The sequence below is a fragment of the Neobacillus drentensis genome (genome assembly GCF_036965425.1).
GTDB classification, from domain to species: Bacteria; Bacillota; Bacilli; order Bacillales; family Cytobacillaceae; genus Neobacillus; species Neobacillus drentensis_F.
Genome location: NZ_JBALPP010000086.1, coordinates 1 through 19,004 on the forward strand (window position 1 = coordinate 1; position 19,004 = coordinate 19,004).

Annotated in this window: 13 protein-coding genes; 2 read left to right on the forward strand and 11 right to left on the reverse strand. The window is 41.2% G+C overall.

The genetic code is table 11. The features are described from left to right. Positions 1 to 205: 205 nt before the first annotated feature. The 10 genes from V7161_RS20320 to V7161_RS20365 all read right to left on the reverse strand — a co-directional run bounded on the left by V7161_RS20320 (position 206) and on the right by V7161_RS20365 (position 11,888). On the reverse strand, positions 206 to 1,171 hold the full coding sequence (locus tag V7161_RS20320) for a carbohydrate kinase family protein (RefSeq protein WP_335714699.1): 966 nt from the start codon (positions 1,169 to 1,171) through the stop codon (positions 206 to 208). Positions 1,172 to 1,201: 30 nt separating this feature from the next. Continuing rightward, positions 1,202 to 2,674 carry a glycoside hydrolase family 32 protein gene (locus V7161_RS20325; protein ID WP_335714700.1) on the reverse strand — a complete coding sequence of 491 codons (1,473 nt, stop codon included), beginning with the start codon at positions 2,672 to 2,674 and terminating at the stop codon, positions 1,202 to 1,204. A 69-nt stretch (positions 2,675 to 2,743) separates the two neighbouring features. Continuing rightward, positions 2,744 to 4,192 carry a sucrose-specific PTS transporter subunit IIBC gene (locus V7161_RS20330; protein ID WP_335714701.1) on the reverse strand — a complete coding sequence of 483 codons (1,449 nt, stop codon included), beginning with the start codon at positions 4,190 to 4,192 and terminating at the stop codon, positions 2,744 to 2,746. Between the two features lie 164 nt (positions 4,193 to 4,356). Further along, positions 4,357 to 5,343 carry a LacI family DNA-binding transcriptional regulator gene (locus tag V7161_RS20335; RefSeq protein ID WP_335714702.1) on the reverse strand — a complete coding sequence of 329 codons (987 nt, stop codon included), beginning with the start codon at positions 5,341 to 5,343 and terminating at the stop codon, positions 4,357 to 4,359. Positions 5,344 to 5,430: 87 nt separating this feature from the next. Beyond that, complete coding sequence (locus V7161_RS20340; RefSeq protein ID WP_335714703.1) at positions 5,431 to 7,101, reverse strand: glycoside hydrolase family 13 protein; 1,671 nt, start codon at positions 7,099 to 7,101, stop codon at positions 5,431 to 5,433. A 182-nt stretch (positions 7,102 to 7,283) separates the two neighbouring features. Beyond that, positions 7,284 to 8,252, reverse strand: coding sequence for a sugar phosphate isomerase/epimerase family protein (locus V7161_RS20345; protein ID WP_335714704.1), 969 nt, complete (start codon positions 8,250 to 8,252; stop codon positions 7,284 to 7,286). After that, positions 8,249 to 9,268, reverse strand: a complete 1,020-nt coding sequence (locus tag V7161_RS20350; protein ID WP_335714705.1) for a Gfo/Idh/MocA family protein — start codon at positions 9,266 to 9,268, stop codon at positions 8,249 to 8,251. Before V7161_RS20350 ends, V7161_RS20345 begins: the two co-directional genes overlap by 4 nt. Continuing rightward, positions 9,265 to 10,299 (reverse strand): Gfo/Idh/MocA family protein, encoded by a 1,035-nt coding sequence (locus V7161_RS20355; RefSeq protein ID WP_335714706.1) that lies wholly within the window; start codon positions 10,297 to 10,299, stop codon positions 9,265 to 9,267. The genes V7161_RS20350 and V7161_RS20355 overlap by 4 nt, the downstream gene beginning before the upstream one ends. Positions 10,300 to 10,301: 2 nt before the next feature. After that, the gene (locus V7161_RS20360) at positions 10,302 to 11,027 is read right to left on the reverse strand and encodes a ThuA domain-containing protein (protein ID WP_335714707.1); all 726 of its coding nucleotides are present in this window, start codon (positions 11,025 to 11,027) and stop codon (positions 10,302 to 10,304) included. A 99-nt stretch (positions 11,028 to 11,126) separates the two neighbouring features. After that, a complete protein-coding gene (locus tag V7161_RS20365; protein ID WP_335714708.1) occupies positions 11,127 to 11,888 on the reverse strand; it encodes a sugar phosphate isomerase/epimerase family protein in 762 nt (253 codons plus the stop codon). A gap of 126 nt (positions 11,889 to 12,014) precedes the next feature. Here V7161_RS20365 and V7161_RS20370 point away from each other — a divergent pair, with 126 nt between their 5' ends. Further along, on the forward strand, positions 12,015 to 12,788 hold the full coding sequence (locus V7161_RS20370; RefSeq protein WP_335714709.1) for an AraC family transcriptional regulator: 774 nt from the start codon (positions 12,015 to 12,017) through the stop codon (positions 12,786 to 12,788). Positions 12,789 to 12,891: 103 nt separating this feature from the next. Here V7161_RS20370 and V7161_RS20375 read toward each other — a convergent pair whose 3' ends face one another. After that, positions 12,892 to 13,959 carry a LacI family DNA-binding transcriptional regulator gene (locus tag V7161_RS20375; protein ID WP_335714710.1) on the reverse strand — a complete coding sequence of 356 codons (1,068 nt, stop codon included), beginning with the start codon at positions 13,957 to 13,959 and terminating at the stop codon, positions 12,892 to 12,894. Positions 13,960 to 14,514: 555 nt separating this feature from the next. On the opposite strand from V7161_RS20375, the gene V7161_RS20380 reads away from it, so the two are divergent. Next, positions 14,515 to 18,939, forward strand: coding sequence for a pullulanase X25 domain-containing protein (locus V7161_RS20380; RefSeq protein WP_335714711.1), 4,425 nt, complete (start codon positions 14,515 to 14,517; stop codon positions 18,937 to 18,939). Positions 18,940 to 19,004 lie beyond the last annotated feature (65 nt).

Consider the following 19,004-nt stretch of genomic DNA (forward strand, 5'->3'; position numbering starts at 1 on the left):
ATATATTTCTATCTATAAAATAACAAAAATATTTTTACATACAAATCAATTTTAGATCAATTGGAAGCGATTACACCGTTTTCCTACCCTGAACCACATCATTCATGAGAGTGTATGAATATGTTATTTTTTAGTCCGCAAACATAATGAAAGAGACGATTCGCCCCGAGTCGTCTCTTTTATTTTTAATATAATTCTTTATCTATTAATCAATGAATTCCAATATTTGTTCTTTTGCAGGCAGCGATGTGATGGCTCCTTTTCCTGTTGTGGTCAATGCCCCGCTTCCATTAGAAAAGGCGAGTATTTCCTTGCTGTTTGTCAGTAATATATCCTCCATGCTGCCCAGATCTGCCTTCATTTCCAAAAGCTTATAAAGAAAGCCTCCAATAAAGGCATCTCCCGCACCGGTTGTGTCCTGAACTTCAACAGCAAAGCCTCTTGATTCATACTTTTTGTCATTTACATAAAGATCGGCACCTAAAGCTCCTTTTGTATAAACGACCGCTTTTACATTTCCGGTGAATAGGGATTGGATGGCCTCATCGATATCCGTTTTCCCCGTAATAAATTCAAGTTCCTCATCTGAAATTTTTACAATATGGGCAAGCGGAAGAAATTCGCGGATTGCTTTTTGGCATGCTTCCGGGCTTTCCCATAATGGCAGCCTTACATTAGGATCAAAGCTGACAATTCCATCATTGTCCACTACTGCCTGGATCGCTTTTTTATGTGCTTGTTTCATCGGACTTTCAACCAGATCCACAGAACAAAAATGAAGAATGTCCCCCGCACTAAACCAGGAAGGATTAATTTCTTCTTCCTTTAATAACAGATCGGATGATGGGTTCCGATAAAATGAGAAATCTCTTTCTCCATTATTCTTTAATGACACAAAGGCAAGGCCAGTATTCGCTTCCTTCGTGCGGAAAATTTTATCCGTTTCAACACCTGCCTCTTGCAGCTGTTCAATCAGAAAATCGCCGAAAGCATCCAATCCCAGCTTCGTAATCATCGCTGATCGTCCTCCGTATTTTGCCACTGCCGCAGCCACATTGGCCGGTGCACCTCCCGGGGCGCGTTCAAACGAAATGACATCCTTGAGATTGACCCCTTTTTGCTGCGGGACAAAATCAATTAATACCTCGCCAATTGCAAATAGTTTTCCCAAATCTCATTACCTCTCTTATTAAATACTGTCCTACGAAACTCCCCATTTCACCGCATTCAGATGGACATGCCCTTCCTTGGCGAAAAATCGAATGCCAGTACTTTCTTTCTTCGGAAATATTCTGGATGTAAACACTTCTTCTCCATCGTTAATAAAGATTTCGACAGACGAAACATCAACAAAAACATGAAATTTTATTTTTTCAGCTTCTAAATGACACTTTCTTATGGTCCCAAATTTTTCGGCAAATGGCTGTCCGGAAAAGGTACGATCCAAAACAATTTTTTTAGTTGCTTTTTCATATTTAATGATGGTTTTTTCTTGTTCTCCAACACGAAGTTCAATTCCGAACTCATCAGCATCAGCTTCAGTAAATTCAGCAATTAACTCATATGTTTCCCCATGAAAACCATCAATCGAAACACTGCCGGGCGTAATGATGGTTTCAACAGCTATTTTTTCACCTCTAAGTTTCTTAAGCTCACTGACAGGAGTTTGAATTAATTTATTCTCTCTTATCGTGATTTCTCTCGGAAGTGTTAAACAATGGGCCCAGCCATATTGATCAGTAGGGTAATCAATCTCCGGAAGCCCCATCCATCCTGCAAGAATTCTTCGTCCTTTCGGATCAAGCATCGTTTGTGGAGCATAAAAATCAAATCCACGGTCCAGCTCCGTGAAGCTGTCATGTTCAAAATTCCTTTCCTCAAAATCAAGCCTATTGCCAATAATATAGCCTGATTGATAAATATTTTGGAATTCATCCTGCTTAGGGTGTAAACCCTGTGGTGAAAAAATTAAAATACCCTTATCATGAATTTCAAAATAATCGGGGCATTCCCACATATATCCAAAATGCATTAAACCAGTATTGATTTCCCCTTCAAATTTCCAGTCCATCATGTTTGGCGAGCTATACAGTAATACACACCCCGTCTCATCTGAACGCTGTGCTCCTATAACCGCATAAAAGCTTTCTCCAGATTTCCATACCTTTGGATCACGAAAATGTTCCGTATATCCATTTGGAATATTAGAAATGACCGGCTTGTCCATTTTTGTAACCATACCACTCGGATCCATTATTGCGATACATTGATACGGATTCCTGACCCATTTTTCATCACGGGTATTTCCGGTGTACATTAAGTAAAGTTTTCCATTATGCTCGATGGCGCTTCCCGAATAGGCGCCATGGCTGTCAAAATAATCATGTGGTTCGATGGCAATTCCGGCGTTTTCCCAATGAACAAGATCTTTTGATTTCGTATGATACCAATATTTTAAGCCATGTATTGGTCCTAACGGGAACCACTGATAAAACAAATGATATTCCCCTTCATAAAAAGAAAAACCGTTAGGGTCATTTAATAGTCCCGTAACAGGCTGGATATGGAATTTCTGGCGCCATGGACATTCATTAACCCTTATTGAAAGTTCTTGTATTTCCTTTTCCCCTGCTTCATCTAATCGTTTATATCTCTGTTCTTTTGTCCAATTCATTGATGCAACCTCTCTTTACAACAAAGAGAGGAGAATCCTCCTCGATCCTCCATCCTTTGCTTCATTTTATTATGCCGCAGTCTGTGAAGTTTCCTTGGCTTGTTTCGAAGCATTTCTCTTTGCCAATACCATTGTTGTGAAAAAAGCAATTGTAAAGGAAATGGCCATTCCTAAAATATAAAACGTGATGCTGCCGGGCTTTATCGAGATTATTCCGGGAAGACCTGCCGCGCCAAGGGCAATGGCTTTCACTTTAAATAATGAAATAAATGCAGAACCAGCAGCAGAACCTGCTATCGCCCCAATAAATGGATACCTAAGTTTTAAATTCACACCAAACATCGCAGGCTCAGTAATGCCCAATAATGCGGAAATACCGGCAGCAGATGCAACTCCTTTAATTTTGCTGTCTTTCGTCATAAGCAGAACGGCAATGGTTGCAGCTCCTTGGGCTACGTTTGACATCGCTGCAATTGGGAAAATGAAGGATCCCCCTGTTTTTGCTATGTCGGCCAGTAATTGTGTTTCAACGGCAATAAAGCTATGGTGCATACCTGTAATAACAATTGGTGCATAAACTAGTCCGAAAAGGGCTCCACCTATGAAACCTGTTGTATCGTACATCCAAACTAATCCATCTGTCAGGAAATTACCTGCGGACCGCATCACTGGTCCAACTAAAGTAAAGGTCAATACCCCAGTAATAAAAATTGCCAATAGCGGTGTAATTAAATTGTCCAAAGCCGATGGTACGCGCTTTCTTAAGAAGGTCTCTGTTTTGGCTAAAATATAGGAAGCGGCTAGGACAGGAAGAACCGTCCCCTGATAACCTACTTTTTGAATTTCAAATCCAAAAATTTTCCAAACAGGGATTTTCCCCTCTGCTAACGCAGCACCATATCCCCATCCATTCAATAAATCAGGATGAACCATCAGCATTCCTAATGCCGCACCAAGATAAGGATTTCCTCCAAATCGCTGGGTTGCCGAAAAACCGATTAACACTGGAAGGAAAACGAAGGCAGCGTTGGCGAACGTATTAATGAGCGCAGCTAAATCCGCCATTTGCGGATAGGCTTGAATCAACGATTTTCCTTCAATAAATAAGTCCGAAGCAGTTAGAACATTATTAAGTCCCATTAAGAGACCACCAGCAACAATGGCGGGGATAATCGGAACGAAAATATCAGATAGCATTTTTACAAATTGCTGAAGCAGGTTTAATTTTTTCGCCCCTGCCTCTTTTACTTCTTTGGTTGACATTTCCGTCATGCCTGTTAAATCAGCAAATTCTTTATAGACTTTATTGACAGTTCCAGCTCCAATAATGATTTGATACTGGCCGCCAGTTGAAAAAGTTCCTTTTACGATATCCATTTGGTCAAGTTTGCCTTGGTCGACTGCTCCTTCGTCATGCAGCACTAATCGTAAGCGGGTGGCACAATGCGCAGCTGCTGATACATTTTCTTTTCCGCCCAGCGCTTCAAGAATCTTACTTGCTTCATTTTTGAAATCCATTCTGTTCTCCTCCTTTTTTATAGGCTCCTTTTAGGAACCGGTTCCAAATTTACTTAAAAAAATAATAATTTTTGCTGTTGTGTTTTTGAGGAACCGGTTCCATTTTACCCTAAAAAGAAAACCGAATGATTGGAACCGGTTTCTTACATGTATTATAGTTTAGTTTAATTTCGTTTGTCAACGCTTTCTCTTTCAATAATTTCATATTTTGATATAGTCAATTTTTCCACTTGTTCCCCTTTTACCATCCTGACAATATTTTGTGCTGCTAATTCCCCGGCTTCTTTATAATAAAACTTGGCAGTTGTTAAGGCTGGGTGAATCACTTCGGTGATTTCATATCCCCCAAAACCTACAATAGAAAGGTCTTGTGGCACTTTCAATCCTTTTAAATAGGCTGCTTTTAACGCTCCCAGGGCAATATTATCAGTCGCACAAAACAAAATCGTCGGCTTTGTTTCATTTAATATTTTTAAAGCTTCGCTCATGGCATCCTTAATTTTAAAGCCCGTCACATAATAATGGACTTCACAATCTGGATAGCTCTCAATCGCAGCGGCGAACCCTTTTTTTCGATTTACCCCAACTGAAATATCGGCTTCTGTTACTCCCATATAGGCGATTTTTCGATGACCTTTATTTAACATATAGGTAGCCAAATCGTACGCGGCGGAAAAATCATCATGAATAAGACTGTAAGTATTTTCATCTTGCTGCCCTACTAAAATCACAGGTATTTGAACTTTGGAAAACGCCTCCAAATGGGCATCGGTAATGACGGTTGCAAGCAGAATAATCCCGGCAATCTTCTGCCGCTCGAAACTATAAATACTTTCAATCTCTCTTTCTAGATCTTGATTGGTATTCGCAATCAACATTTGAAAACCTTGTTCCCTTAAATGTTCATCGATACCAATTAACGTATTGGAAGCAGCATACGAGTCAAGCCGTGGGACGATTGTTCCGATGATATTTGTTTTTTTCGCTTTTAAACTTTGAGCAAACGTGTTCGGAATATAACCTGTTTCATTAATGACCAGTTCAATTTTCTTTTTCGTCGTGTCGCTGACAGAGCCTCCATTTAAATAGCGGGAAACAGTACTCTTAGCAACACCAGCAATTTTGGCTATATCGGCAATGGTTTTATTCATTGAATCTCCTCATTAATTTTGCTTTTTTCCTATAGTATACACAAATATCCTTTATATTAAAAAAATGAGCCGATTCGGCTCATTCTTTTATTTTAATAAGTATACCCTTGTTTCATAAGGCTTTAATGTGAATTCTTTCCGTAATTTCTGTCCCGTTACATCATAATTATTTAGGATTAGTTCAGAAGCAGAATAGGACACATTAGAAGGTAATTTAAACCTTGTTTCTTTTTTACTGAAATTATTAATGACAATGGCCTTCCGGCTTCCTAATTGCCGCGTATAGACAAACAGTCTCGGATGGTTGGCCAGCAATAATTCATAAGTGCCGTAAACAAATAGCGGATTCTCTTTTCTTAAGCAGATTAATTTTTTATAAAAAGAAAGAATAGAGTCCGGGTCTTCTAATTGTGCTGCAACGTTAATTTCCTTGTAATTTGGATTTACGCCAAGCCATGTTTGATCACCGATTGTAAATCCGCCCATATTTCCAGAACTCCATTGCATCGGGGTACGAGAATTGTCGCGGCCTTTTTCCCAAATCACCTTCATGACCTCATCATGGGAGCGCCCCTTTGCGGTTTCAATCTTGTAATAATTAATCATGCCGACGTCATTATACTCATCGATAGACGAGAACTGGACATTGGTCATACCAATCTCCTGGCCCTGATAAATAAACGGGGTGCCCTTCATTAGGAAATAGAGAGTGCCCAGCATTTTCGCACTTTCCTTCCAATATTCTTGGTCATTTCCCCAGCTTGATACACGGCGCGGCTGATCATGGTTTTCAATAAACAAGGCGTTCCAGCCTCTTCCCTCCAGGCCTTTTTGCCATTTTGTTAACACCTTTTTCAATTTACGAACGTCGATAGAACCGTCTGCATCTTTATCCCAAAGGTCTAGAAATTCAAATTGAAAAATCATATTGAAATAGCCGTTTTCTTCGCCAACCCATTTGTCGGCATCATCAAGTCCAACACCGTTCGCTTCTCCGACTGTCATGATGTCATAGTTTTTGATTGTTTTTTCGGATAGTTCTGTGAGGAATTCATCAATTCCATCAACATTCATCATATAGTCGAAGCAAGGAACGTAATCTAATTTTTTCGGGTTTGGCATGTCTGGGAATCCAGGTTCCTTTTTAATATGAGAGATTGCATCCACACGGAAACCGTCGATCCCTTTATCCAGCCACCAATTCACCATGTTATGGAGTGCGTTTCTTACATCTGGGTTCTCCCAGTTTAGATCGGGCTGTCGCGTTGAGAAGATATGCATAAAATATTGACCGGTTTCTTCATCATATTTCCAAGCGGGGCCGCTAAAAATCGATTCCCAGTTGTTTGGTTCCTTACCGTCCTGGCCGTCCCGCCAAATGTACCAATCACGCTTTGGATTGTCTTTTGATGATCGGGATTCAATAAACCATGGATGTTCATCGCTCGTATGATTGATGACCAAATCTAATATTAACTTCATGCCTCGCTGGTGAACTCCTTGTAAAAGCTCGTCAAAATCGGCCATCGTTCCGAATTCTTCCATGATATCCTGGTAATCCGAAATATCGTAGCCATTATCATCATTCGGGGATTTGTACATTGGCGACAGCCAAATGACGTCAATTCCTAATTCTTTTAGATAGTCTAATTTTGAAGTAACACCTTTTAGGTCTCCAATCCCGTCGCCATTGCTATCCATGAAGCTGCGTGGATAAACTTGATAGGCGACAGCTTCTTTCCACCATTTTTTGTTCATTTGGCACCTCTTTTTTGTAAAAAGTAAGCTGTTTTTTTAAAAAAAATGATACTAGTCGCCTTATAAAAGCATCTTAACTTAGTAAGTAAAAATTTTATCGGCGGTTTTTTTAGGTTTATCAGCGAATTTTCATGGTTTATCGGCGAATTTAGCCAATTTATCGGCGAATCGAAAAAATCCGTCTACACCCACCACATTTGTGAAACAGGGTCTTCAATTAAAACTGTCTTTAAATTATTTACTGCACGCTTGAAGCCCTCATCGATGGACATGATCGGGTCTTCATGTTCGATACTGATCACATAATCATAACCATAAGTACGGAGCGCACTCATCATGTCAGACCATTCCTTTAAACTATGACCGCAGCCGACAGAGCGGAACGTCCAAGCTCGCGTTCGGACTTCCCCATATGGCTGCATATCCGTTAATCCATACATATTCACGTTTTCCTGATCAATGTACGTGTCTTTCGCATGGAAATGATGAATAGCCCCTTCTTTGGCCAAAATCTTGATCGCCGCCACCGGGTCGATTCCCTGCCACCATAAGTGGCTTGGATCTAAATTGGCACCAATCGCATCGCAGGTTTCGGCACGCAATTTCAATAACGTATATGGTGTATGAACTAAAAAGCCGCCGTGCAGTTCAAGACCAATTTTCACATTATGCTCCTTGGCAATCGCGCCGACTTCCTTCCAGTAGGGAATCAGCTTTTCTTCCCACTGCCACTTTAAAACAGAGCCATTTTCATTTGGCCAAGGCGTAACAGGCCAATTGGGATATTTAGCCCCCTCATGATCGCCCGCCGTACCGGAGAAACAATTTACAACTGGCACACCCAATAAGGAAGCTAGTTTAATCGTTTTTAATAATATTTCATGCGAAGCCGCAGCAAATTCCTTTTCTGGCGAAATCGGATTACCATGGCAGCTGAAGGCGCTAATCACGAGACCACGGTCCTCAACCATCCGAAGGTACTCTGTGCGTGCCTCCTCACTTTCTAATAATGTATCTAAATCACAGTGGTTATTCCCTGGATAGCAGCCTGTTCCAATTTCAACCGCATGAAGACCTGCTTCTTTGACGGTATCTAACATCTCTTCAAAGGATTTATCAGCAAATAAAACAGTAAAAACTCCTAATTTCATATTGAATTACCTCCACTCTCATAGATTCGATCAATAATGCGAGAAACTTGAAGCGCCTCTTCAGGCTTTACGATTAACACATCCAATCCAAGACAGGCTTCGATAAAATTCTTAGCCTGTGGCACACCCGGATTTTCCTCACCTGAGAGCCAAGCAGCCTCACTGTTTAACAGTATTCCGTTCTTTGTTGTGTAAAGCTCAAACGGGAAGACGTTCAGACCACCGTCTACTCCTGAGATACTGACATTCGCTTGGTCGTCTTTGATATTCGCAGCCCATGACGTTTCAAACAGCATCGATGCCCCATTTTCAAATTTAATGTAGGCAGTGACATGGTCATCAACATTAAAGGTTTCATGATCAAACGTACCCCATTGGTTCACTTGATTCGGTATTTTACTTAACGCGTTATATGTGGAGCCAGACACCGTAATTTCCTTTGGATTCCCCATTAGCCATAGCGCTAAATCAAGGAGATGGCAGCCAAAATCGATGAGGCTTCCGCCGCCTTGAAGGTCTTTATTGGTAAAAACACCCCAGCCTGGTACTTTACGGCGCCTTAGAGCTTGGACTCTTGCCACCAGTGAGGTTCCGACTTCGCTCATCGCTTTTTTTGCTGCTTGGGCTTCCTTCATAAAACGGTAATGATAAGCAATCGCGAGGACTTTTCCTGCTTTTTGAGAAGCGGCAATCATTCCCTTGCACTCTTCTGCATTTAGAGCCATCGGCTTCTCACAAAGAACATGAACTCCAGCCTCAAGGGCGGCAATGGTAATCTCAGCATGAAATTTATTTGGTGTACAGATACAAACCGCATCCACTTCGGAAAATAGCTGATGATAATCCTCAAATACGTGCGGAATATAATATTTTTCAGCTACTTTGCGAGCCCGTTCGCCATTTACATCACTTAAAGCAGTAATTTCACAAATGTCACTCAACTCTAGAAAAGCCGGAATATGGCGGTCCTGCGCGATCCCGCCTACCCCGATTATTCCGATACGAAGTTTTTTCATCGCTTTGTCACTCTTACAATTTGCTTTGTTTCATTAGATTCTAGTGCAGCTAAAATTACCTCTAGTGATTTCATGCCTTCTACACCCGGTACAGGCGGTTCTTGATCATGAAGGACAGTATCCACAAACTTTTCAATCACTTGAGAATTTTGTTGACCGCCCTCTTCATTCGATTGGATTTTTCCAAGCTCATATTTAACTACTTCTCCGTTGGCATATTGAACAACAAGTGAATGAACAGGATCGTCCTCTAACCGAAGAATCGCCTTTTCTCCATATATAATAGTAGAATTATCTTCTTTGCTTACGTACGCCCAGCTTGCCGCAAGGGTACCAATAATCCCGCTTTCTGTTTTTAAAACACAAACCGCATTATCATCAACATCCGCGAAACCCTTGGCACTAGTTTCTACAAACGAACCGACCTCAACGATTTCTTCCCCTAATACATAGCGTAGTAAATCTGTTTTATGGACACCTAAATCACCCATTGCTCCCACGAATGCTTTTTCTTTTTGGAAAAACCAACCATCTTTTCCTTCCACACTCCAGCCTTCAGGGCCGCCATGACCGAAAGCAGTACGGAAGCTGTAGATTTTGCCTACTTCGCCGCTAGCAATTAACTGGCGTGCTTTTTGATGAGAAGGTACGAAGCGCTGATTATGGGCAATCATTAACTTTTTGCCGCTTTTATTAGCTGCGACGATCATTGCCTCTGCTTCCTGTTTCGAGGTTGCCATTGGTTTTTCACATAAAACATGAATACCTGCTTCTAACGCTGCAATCGAAATCGGAGCATGAAGATAATTTGGCGTACAAACGCTGACTGCGTCGACCAAACCGCTGTGTAATAACTCTTCATAGCTTGTGTAGGCAAACGCTCCGAATTTTTCAGCTACTTCCTTTGCTCGCTCTTCATTAATATCACAAACGGCCACAAGCTCTACATTTTTATTAGCTTTATATTCAGGTAAATGACGGTGCTGGGCAATACTGCCGCATCCGATGACTCCAACTCTTAGCTTTTCCATGTTTATTTGCCTCCTTTAATTTCTTCTAAAGGTTTTGCATTTCCGTAGACTGGACGTTCCCGATTAACAGGCTTGGCCCACTTCACGGCATTGATAATAACTCGCTGGATTTGTGGGTTATGATAGGTAGGATATGTTTCATGACCAGGTCTGAAATAAAACACTTTTCCATTTCCGCGTTTGTATGTACAGCCGCTGCGGAATACTTCCCCACCTTCAAACCAGCTTGTAAAAATAAGCTCATCAGGCTGCGGGATATCAAAATGCTCCCCGTACATTTCTTCTTTTTCTAATTCAATATATTCAGAGATTCCTTCTGTAATCGGATGGCTTGGACTCACAACCCAAAGGCGTTCTTTTTCATCCGCTTCGCGCCACTTCAAATCACAGCTCGTTCCCATTAATGTCTTAAAGATTTTTGAAAAATGGCCAGAGTGAAGGACAATCAGCCCCATGCCGTCAAGAACACGCTGCTGAACCTTTTGGACAATGTCATCCTTTACTTCACCATGGGCGAGATGCCCCCACCAGACTAATACATCCGTGTTGGCTAAAACTTCATCCGTTAAGCCGTGTTCCGGCTCATCAAGGGTTGCTGTGTTTGCTTGGATTCCTTCTGACTTAAGGAATTCAGCGATTGTACCATGGATTCCGTTAGGGTATATGTCCCTTACAATCGGATTTTTTTGTTCGTGACGGTTTTCATTCCATACTGTTACTTTCAACATAACCTAACACTCCTTTTATTTTCACTTTACTTATAATTTTAGAGAAATTGAGATTTAATGAAACGGCTTACATTGACTTATGGGGTGGAATATATTGAACTAGAAAGATTTCTTAAACGATTTTAAATAATTCATGCTGATTTCAATACTCTCAAATGGCGTACGGCGGCTTACATCCTGCTCAACCACCCACCACTGAACACCTGCATCTTCTCCCTTTTGAAGCACGGCTTTAATATCGACACCACCTGTCCCTAGCTCCGCAAAAAATTGCTCTCCATCTGTAGTCATATCTTTTAGGTGGATGAGAGGTATTCGATTTTTGTAACGGTCCATCCACTCGACTGGCTTTTCTCCCGCTTTTGTCAGCCAATACACATCCAGTTCTGCCTTCACATTATGGGAGTTTGTTTTATCAAATATTGCTTCAAGGTATGTTCTACCATTCGACAACCGCTCTAGTTCAAAATCATGATTATGATAGCAAAGGGAGATCCCTTCCCGGCGGCATATTTCACCAGCATGATTTAGAAATGAAATAAGCGCTTTGTAATCTTCTTTACTGCGGCGGTCTGGCATTAAGTAAGGGCAGACCACATAGTTGCTGCCTAATATTTTCTGGTCTTCTATGACTTGGTACAGGTTGTTCTCCAATTGTTCAAACGGCACATGGCTTGCTGCTGCCAGTAGACCAAGCTCATCTAATATTGCTTTTACTTCTATTACAGTCAATCCGCCATACCCGGCAAATTCAACACCATCAAAGCCTAGCTCCGCCACTTTTTTTAAAGTGCCGGCAAAATCTTTTTCACTTTCTTCCCGCAATGTAAACATTTGTACAGCGATTGAAATGTTCAACATCCTTAACCCCCATTTCTTGAAACCTTTCTTATTTGATTACATCTTAAAGGGTGTATCTACAAATAAACATAGATGATATTATTAAAACATGTACTATTTTGCTATTTTATGAGACTAAGGGAGCTTGTGATGACAAATATATATTTTTGCGGCTATTCTTATCATACAAACGGATATCATTCACAACATAAATCAGGATACCCTTCGTATTTATTTCGCCTGCAAACAGAGGGCAACTGCGAAGTGGTAGTAAAAGGGAAAAAGAGGAACCTAGAGAAAGGAGACCTTCTGCTAATAAAACCTGGAGATCATTATGAACTGCTTGTCAAAGCAGGACAAAATAGCGGGGACTTTCACTTAGTCTGCGAAGGAACTTGGGTAAACCAATGGTGGAGCCGTTCTGCCAAGCCGGAAGTCTCACGAATCGATCTTGATGAAAAACTGATAGCTTTATGGCGAAATATCATGATTGAAAAACGGCGGCCATCGTCCAGCCAGAATGAAGAACTCACTGGATATTTGCTGCGGGCGCTTTGTCTATCTCTGGAAAGGGCTGTCAACGAAACAGTCCCCACCGTCAATCTTCCGTATACTGTGACAAGGATGATGCGATACATTGAAGAGCATGCCACAACCCCCTTTAAAATCGAGGATGTGGCTCGGCATGCAGGCCTTAGTGTCTCCCGGTCCGTTCATCTTTTCAAAATCAGCGTAGGGAAAACGATGATGGAATACACACTGGAAATCCGATTGTCCGCAGGTATCGAGCGTATGAAGTACACCACCATGTCACTTGAACAGATTGCAGTGGATTGTGGTTTCGGCAGCTATCCTTATTTCCATAAGGTATTTAAAAAGAAGTACGGGATCGCGCCAGGTGCTTTCAGGCGTAAAGAATAATGTATCTTATCAAGATCCCTAAATACCCACAATTTTTAGTTGAAACCATAATTATTAGGTTAGATAATAATTCTTATGCGGACCGTTTAGAGGGGGGAATCTTTTATAGATTCTCGAAACCATCTTCTTTCAGTTCATCTAATGGTAAAGGAACTTGGTGACTGCATGATTGACGTTCAACCAATTTATGAGGAATGATTATGCGCTTGGTTGGTTCTGCCCTATTTTCGATTATTTCAATTAAACTCCTTGTTGCTTGATATCCAAGATCAAAAATATTAATATCCATTGAGGTTAATGGTGGTTTTGACATTTCTGATAAGAGGACGTTATTAAAGCTAACGACAGAAATTTCTTCCGGAACTTTGACCCCTAGTTCATCTAATGTGCTTAGTACACCTAGTGCCATTAGGTCGTCAACTACTACAAGCGAAGTTGGGCGTTGTTCAAGAGCCATTAACTCACTCACCGCCTCTTGACCGCCCTCGCGCAGGAATTCCCCATGAAGGATATATTCATTTTTAATAGGAATGTTTGCCTTATTTAAAGCCTGCTTATACCCATCCAAACGGTCAACTGTGACCATTAGTTCTAGACTTCCTCCAATAAAAGCGATTTTTCGATGCCCATAGTCTATTAAGTATTCAGTAGCTTCTCTCATTGCCCGTACATTATCATTATCAACATGTGTGATTTCTTCCGCATCCTTAAAAGGTTTTCCTATAACTACAAAAGGGAAATCCCTTCGTCTTAAGTACGAGATGAGTTTATCCTCCACCTTGGAATTAAGAAGAATTAAACCATCTACTCGTTTTCCTTGAACCATGCGGATAACTGCTTCAAATGTTTCCACGTCTGATTTTCCAGTCGTTAAATACATGGCATATTTATTTTTATGGGATCCTTCACTGATTCCTTGTAACACCATTGAAAAAAAAGGATTTTGAAACACCACATCACCAGAGCTTGGCATGACAAGGCCTATTGTTTGTGTTGATTGACTTGCAAGACTTCTAGCATTTTGGTTAGGATGATACCCCAGTTGTTCCATTGCCTTTTTAACTTTTCGTTTCGTTGCTTCACTAATTCGTGAATGGTTAGCAATTACTCTTGAAACAGTTGATGGTGCGACATCTGCAAGCTTTGCCACATCCCTAATTGTAACGGCCATTTTAGCTCACCTCTTATTCGATACTTCTTAGCTCTTTTTTTTTGCTGTGTTAAACTTGGCTGTTGATTTCCGCTTCAGGCGCGAAGACTCCAATCAACGAGTTACAAAATCAACATTGTCCTTTAACACAGCTTTTTTTTAAAATGCTAGAAACAATGTATTTATTGATAATCTACCATTTTTATTCTTAACCGCATTTACGAAAACGGTTGCACATTCTATTTTTATTATAAAGGGTATACAACCAGTTATACAGCTAAAAAGAAAGACACTTCGATTTTGATTTATAATATAAAAAATGCTTTTAGAAGTGATAATTCCTTCCCGGAGCAGGTAAAATCAAAATTATTCCATAAGTATATTTCAGAAAATTTAGACTTCAATACTGATTTCCTATTGATTTGTGTTAAGAAATAGATATAATAAATTTTGAAAACGCTTGCGCAAACGGTTGCACATAAAACTTGTCCCATAAGCCTCTTACATATGGTTTTTTTTGTGCAATTTTATGCCAACGATTTCTAAATTAATAGAATAAGAGGAAGGAGATTTTACATGAAAAGAAAGCGCAAAGCACTTCTGTCACTTGTAACCGCAGTGGGGCTAATTCTTCAATTGTTTTCTGGACTTGCGATAAGTCAAACAGCAAAAGCTGCAGAAACAGCACCAAAGCAAATTGTACTTGTTGGCAGCCTTCAGACAGAGTTAGGAAGTTCAGGAGATTGGGATCCCGCTTCCGCTAAAACACAAATGACCTACCAGGGAAATGGGTTGTATTCTTATTCTGGCACATTGCCTGCTGGTGATTATGAATACAAAATAGCCCTTGGAGGAAGCTGGTCCGAAAATTACGGAGATGGTGGAGTGCCTGGTGGGCCTAACATAAAACTAACTCTGACCACACAAAAAGAAGTCACCTTCTACTACAATGACAACACCCACGCCATTGCCGATAGTACCCACTATACACCCTTGCCAGGAGATAAACAGCCACGTCTAGCAGGAACCATTCAACCTGCCATTCAAGCAGGGCCTGCATGGAGCCCATCAGACTCAACAGCGTTGATGGAGGACACCCATTTTGACAACGTCTATTCCTTTACTACAAAGGTACCAAGAGGAAACTACGAATACAAAGTTGTATTGGGTACGGAATGGACAGAGTCATACCCTGCCTCCAATGAAAAGTTGAATGTACTTTCTGATACGACAATCACATTTTTCTATAACAACCAAACAAAAGAAGTTTCTACAGATTATAAACCGACTGGAGCTGATGGATTGGTTGATAAAAATGCTCTTTATCATGATTCATGGGACAAAGTTTACCGTTCACCGTTTGGAGCGATTCCTGCAGGACAACCGGTCACATTACGGGTATCAGCTAAAAAGGGTGACCTGACCAGAGCCAGCCTATATGTAAAAAATTATAATACAGGCACAACAAAAGTTCTTTCTATGAAGAATGTTGGCTGGGCAGACACAAAAGACAAAGGTACCATTGAGTTCTGGGAAGCCACTTTTACACCAGCTGACAAAGGAGTTCACGGCTATAAATTCATCGTCGGGGACCAGGATACAACAGCGGAATACGGGGAAGACACACAGGAAGGACACACCGGTAAAGCTGAAGATAAAAATGCAGGACTCTTTCAATTGACCGTTTTCGATCCGGGCTATCAAACACCGGATTGGATGAAGGAAGCAGTTGTCTATCAAATCTTTCCTGATCGCTTTTATAACGGAAACAAAGCAAATGACCATCTCAAGGACAAAGTTGGAGCTCGCGGCAGCCAGCCGATTGAACATCCGGCTTCCTGGTCTTCCCTGCCTGACAATCCATATGAACAAGGCACTGATTCGTATACTGGAGATGGAGAGTTTAGCAACGACTTCTTTGGTGGAGACATTGAGGGTATCAAGGAAAAGCTTGATTATCTACAATCTCTTGGAATCAATACACTTTATTTAAATCCAATCGCCATTGCACCATCCAACCATAAATATGATGCAACAGACTATAAACAGATAGATCCTATGTTTGGCTCCGAAAAAGAATTCGAGGATTTCGCCAAAGAATTATCAAAACGTAACATGCACCTAATTTTGGACGGAGTTTTCAATCATGTATCCGATGATTCCATCTATTTTGACCGCTATAACAAATATAAAACTGTAGGTGCTTATGAATACTGGTCCCGAATTTACGATTTGATGAATAAAGAAAAATTGTCCGAAACGGCTGCTAAGTCTAAGGCCAAGGAACAACTCATAGCAGAGGGGCAAACCTTTAGCCCATATGGCTTTGAAAACTGGTTCAAAATAGAAAACATAAAAGTTCCCAATGAAAAAGTAAACGGTGTTTCAACTGGAGAGCATTATAAGTATGAAGGCTGGTGGGGCTATGATAGTCTCCCTGTATTCGAATCAGTTAACGGCACAAAGGTCGACCATCCAAGTGAACTGAACAACACATCATTGTCTAATTATTTAATGTATGAAAAGGATTCTGTAGGAAAAATATGGATTAACCGAGGCTCATCAGGCTGGCGCCTAGATGTAGCCAATGAAGTGGACAGCTCATTCTGGCAGGAATTCCGCAAGCAAATGAAATCCAAAACCATGACAGGAGCCGGGAAGACCCTCAAAGAAGGCGAACAGCCTCTCATTCTGGGAGAAATTTGGGATGATGCCTCCAAGTACTTTTTAGGTGATCAATATGATTCCGTTATGAATTACCGTTTCCGCGGGGCCATTTTAGATTACTTAAAGAACGGTAATGCCGTTAATGCACAAAACGCGCTAATGGCTGTACAAGAGGACTATCCGAAGGAAGCTTTTTATGCCCTCATGAACCTGATGGGTTCCCATGACACGGCACGGGCGATATTTCTTCTGGGCAACGGCACAGATACGTATAACAGAGCAGAACAAGATCCGAAATACAATTACACGGAAGGTGTAAAAAAGTTAAAGCTGGCTTCCATCCTTCAAATGGGTTACCCTGGAGCGCCGACCATCTATTATGGCGACGAAGCCGGTCAAACCGGATCCAAAGATCCAGATGACCGCCGCACCTATCCATGGTGGAACGAAAACAAAGATTTAATTGCCCACTACCAAAAGATAGGTCAAATTCGTAAGGAAAATGCTGACCTTTTTGCACATGGCGATCTGCACCACGTCTACGCAAAGGATGATGTGTTAGCCTACGTTCGGACAAAAGGGTCAAAATCCGGCCTTGTTATTATTAACAGAGGTGCTGCAGCACAAACTGTTGAAATCGATACAGAAGCTCTGCTGGGAAATGGCCTTCGTTTTGTGGATCAATTGGATCCGAAATATGCGGCTGAAACGAAGGACGGAAAACTGTCATTAACAGTGCCAGCTGATTCAGGAAGAATGTTAATCAGTGTAAATGAAGTGAAAAAACCAGAACCTGTTAAAGAATTAACTGGTACGGCCGGTTCAAAAGAGATTGCTCTAAGCTGGATAGGAAATGGCACAAAATTCTTTGTCTATGAATCTACTGTTGCAGGTGGATTATGGACAAAAGTGAAGGAAACTGCGGATACCACTGTAAATATTTCCGGTGTGAATAATGGTCGAACCTATTATTTCAAAGTAACAGCCGTGGACAAAAACGGTAACGAATCTGCACCTGCAGCCACAACTGGGCTTGTGCCCCATTATGATGTAAGTAAAGCCAGTGTTAAGGACTTGACTGTTTTGGAAAATAGAGAGTTGGATTTGGCACAGAAATCTGAGGTAAAAGCGCTCTTTTACCTGCCAAGTGCGACAGAATCGGGTGCAGCAGAAGGAATCACAACGGAGCTTCAAGTAAGACTAAAGGGCCAACCCACTTGGGCTTCATATCAAGCCCAATATAATGGACAATCCCAGGACGACCAAGCAAATGAGTTTCAGGGAAGCTTCACTGCGTATGAAGCGGGCACATTTGAATACAGAATGGCCTTTAGTCCTGATTTAGGAAAAAATTGGGTTTACTCAACGACGGGTGAAGTATCCTATAAACAAAGCACGTCTGATACTACTTCGCCTGCAAAGGAAGTTTTGTTAGACACTCCTGTCAAGGAATCCGGTCAGGTTAATTTAAACTGGAAACTCACTGATCCGGATCAGCCATTTAAAACGGTCATTTACCGTGACGGCCAAATTCTTTCAACACTGGAGGGCAGTGCCACTACCTTCCGTGATTATCAGGTAGCAAATGGTACTATGTATAAATACCAAGTTCGCGTCTATGATCAAGCAGGAAATAATGTGGACTCGAACACGGTAAGTGTAACACCGGAAATTGTCATGGTACAGGTCACCTTTAGGGTACATGCACCAGATTACACACCTTTGTCGGCAAAAGTGAATATACCCGGCACCCTAAATGGCTGGAATACCAGTGCTTGGGAAATGAGCCGCAACGGTGCCGTAACGCCTGATTGGGAATACACTGTAGAACTAGAGGAAGGAACTGAGCTAACCTATAAATATACGAGGGACAATTCCTGGGATCAGGAAGGTCTGGCGGACCATACCCCATCTGATTCATCGGATGACGATATCAGCTATTACGGGTATGGTGCCCCTGGAACCGATATGAAAGTCATCGTCACTAACCAAGGCAACAACAAAATGATTGTCCAGGATACGATTCTACGCTGGATTGATAAGCCGTTTGTAGTCAGCCAAATCGAGGTGAATGGTTCAACTATGACCGTTAAGGGGAATGCCATTAAGGGCGCTGACTTCACCATCAACGGGGAAAAAGTAACGGTTGGAAATGATATGAATTTCACTCAATCCTTTACTCTAAAAGAAGGACAGATACAAGTACCTGTTCACATTGAACCAACTGATACAACCAAGTCCATCATCTTTAAAGGAGACGGCGGATCCATTACCAAGAATACAAAGAACTATGTACTCGATGTGATGACAAAAACGATTAGCGAAACCAAATAATCATTCACAATTTTACAAAAAAGTCGTACTTTTTTCTTTTGCTATAAAAAATGAGCAGAAACAGG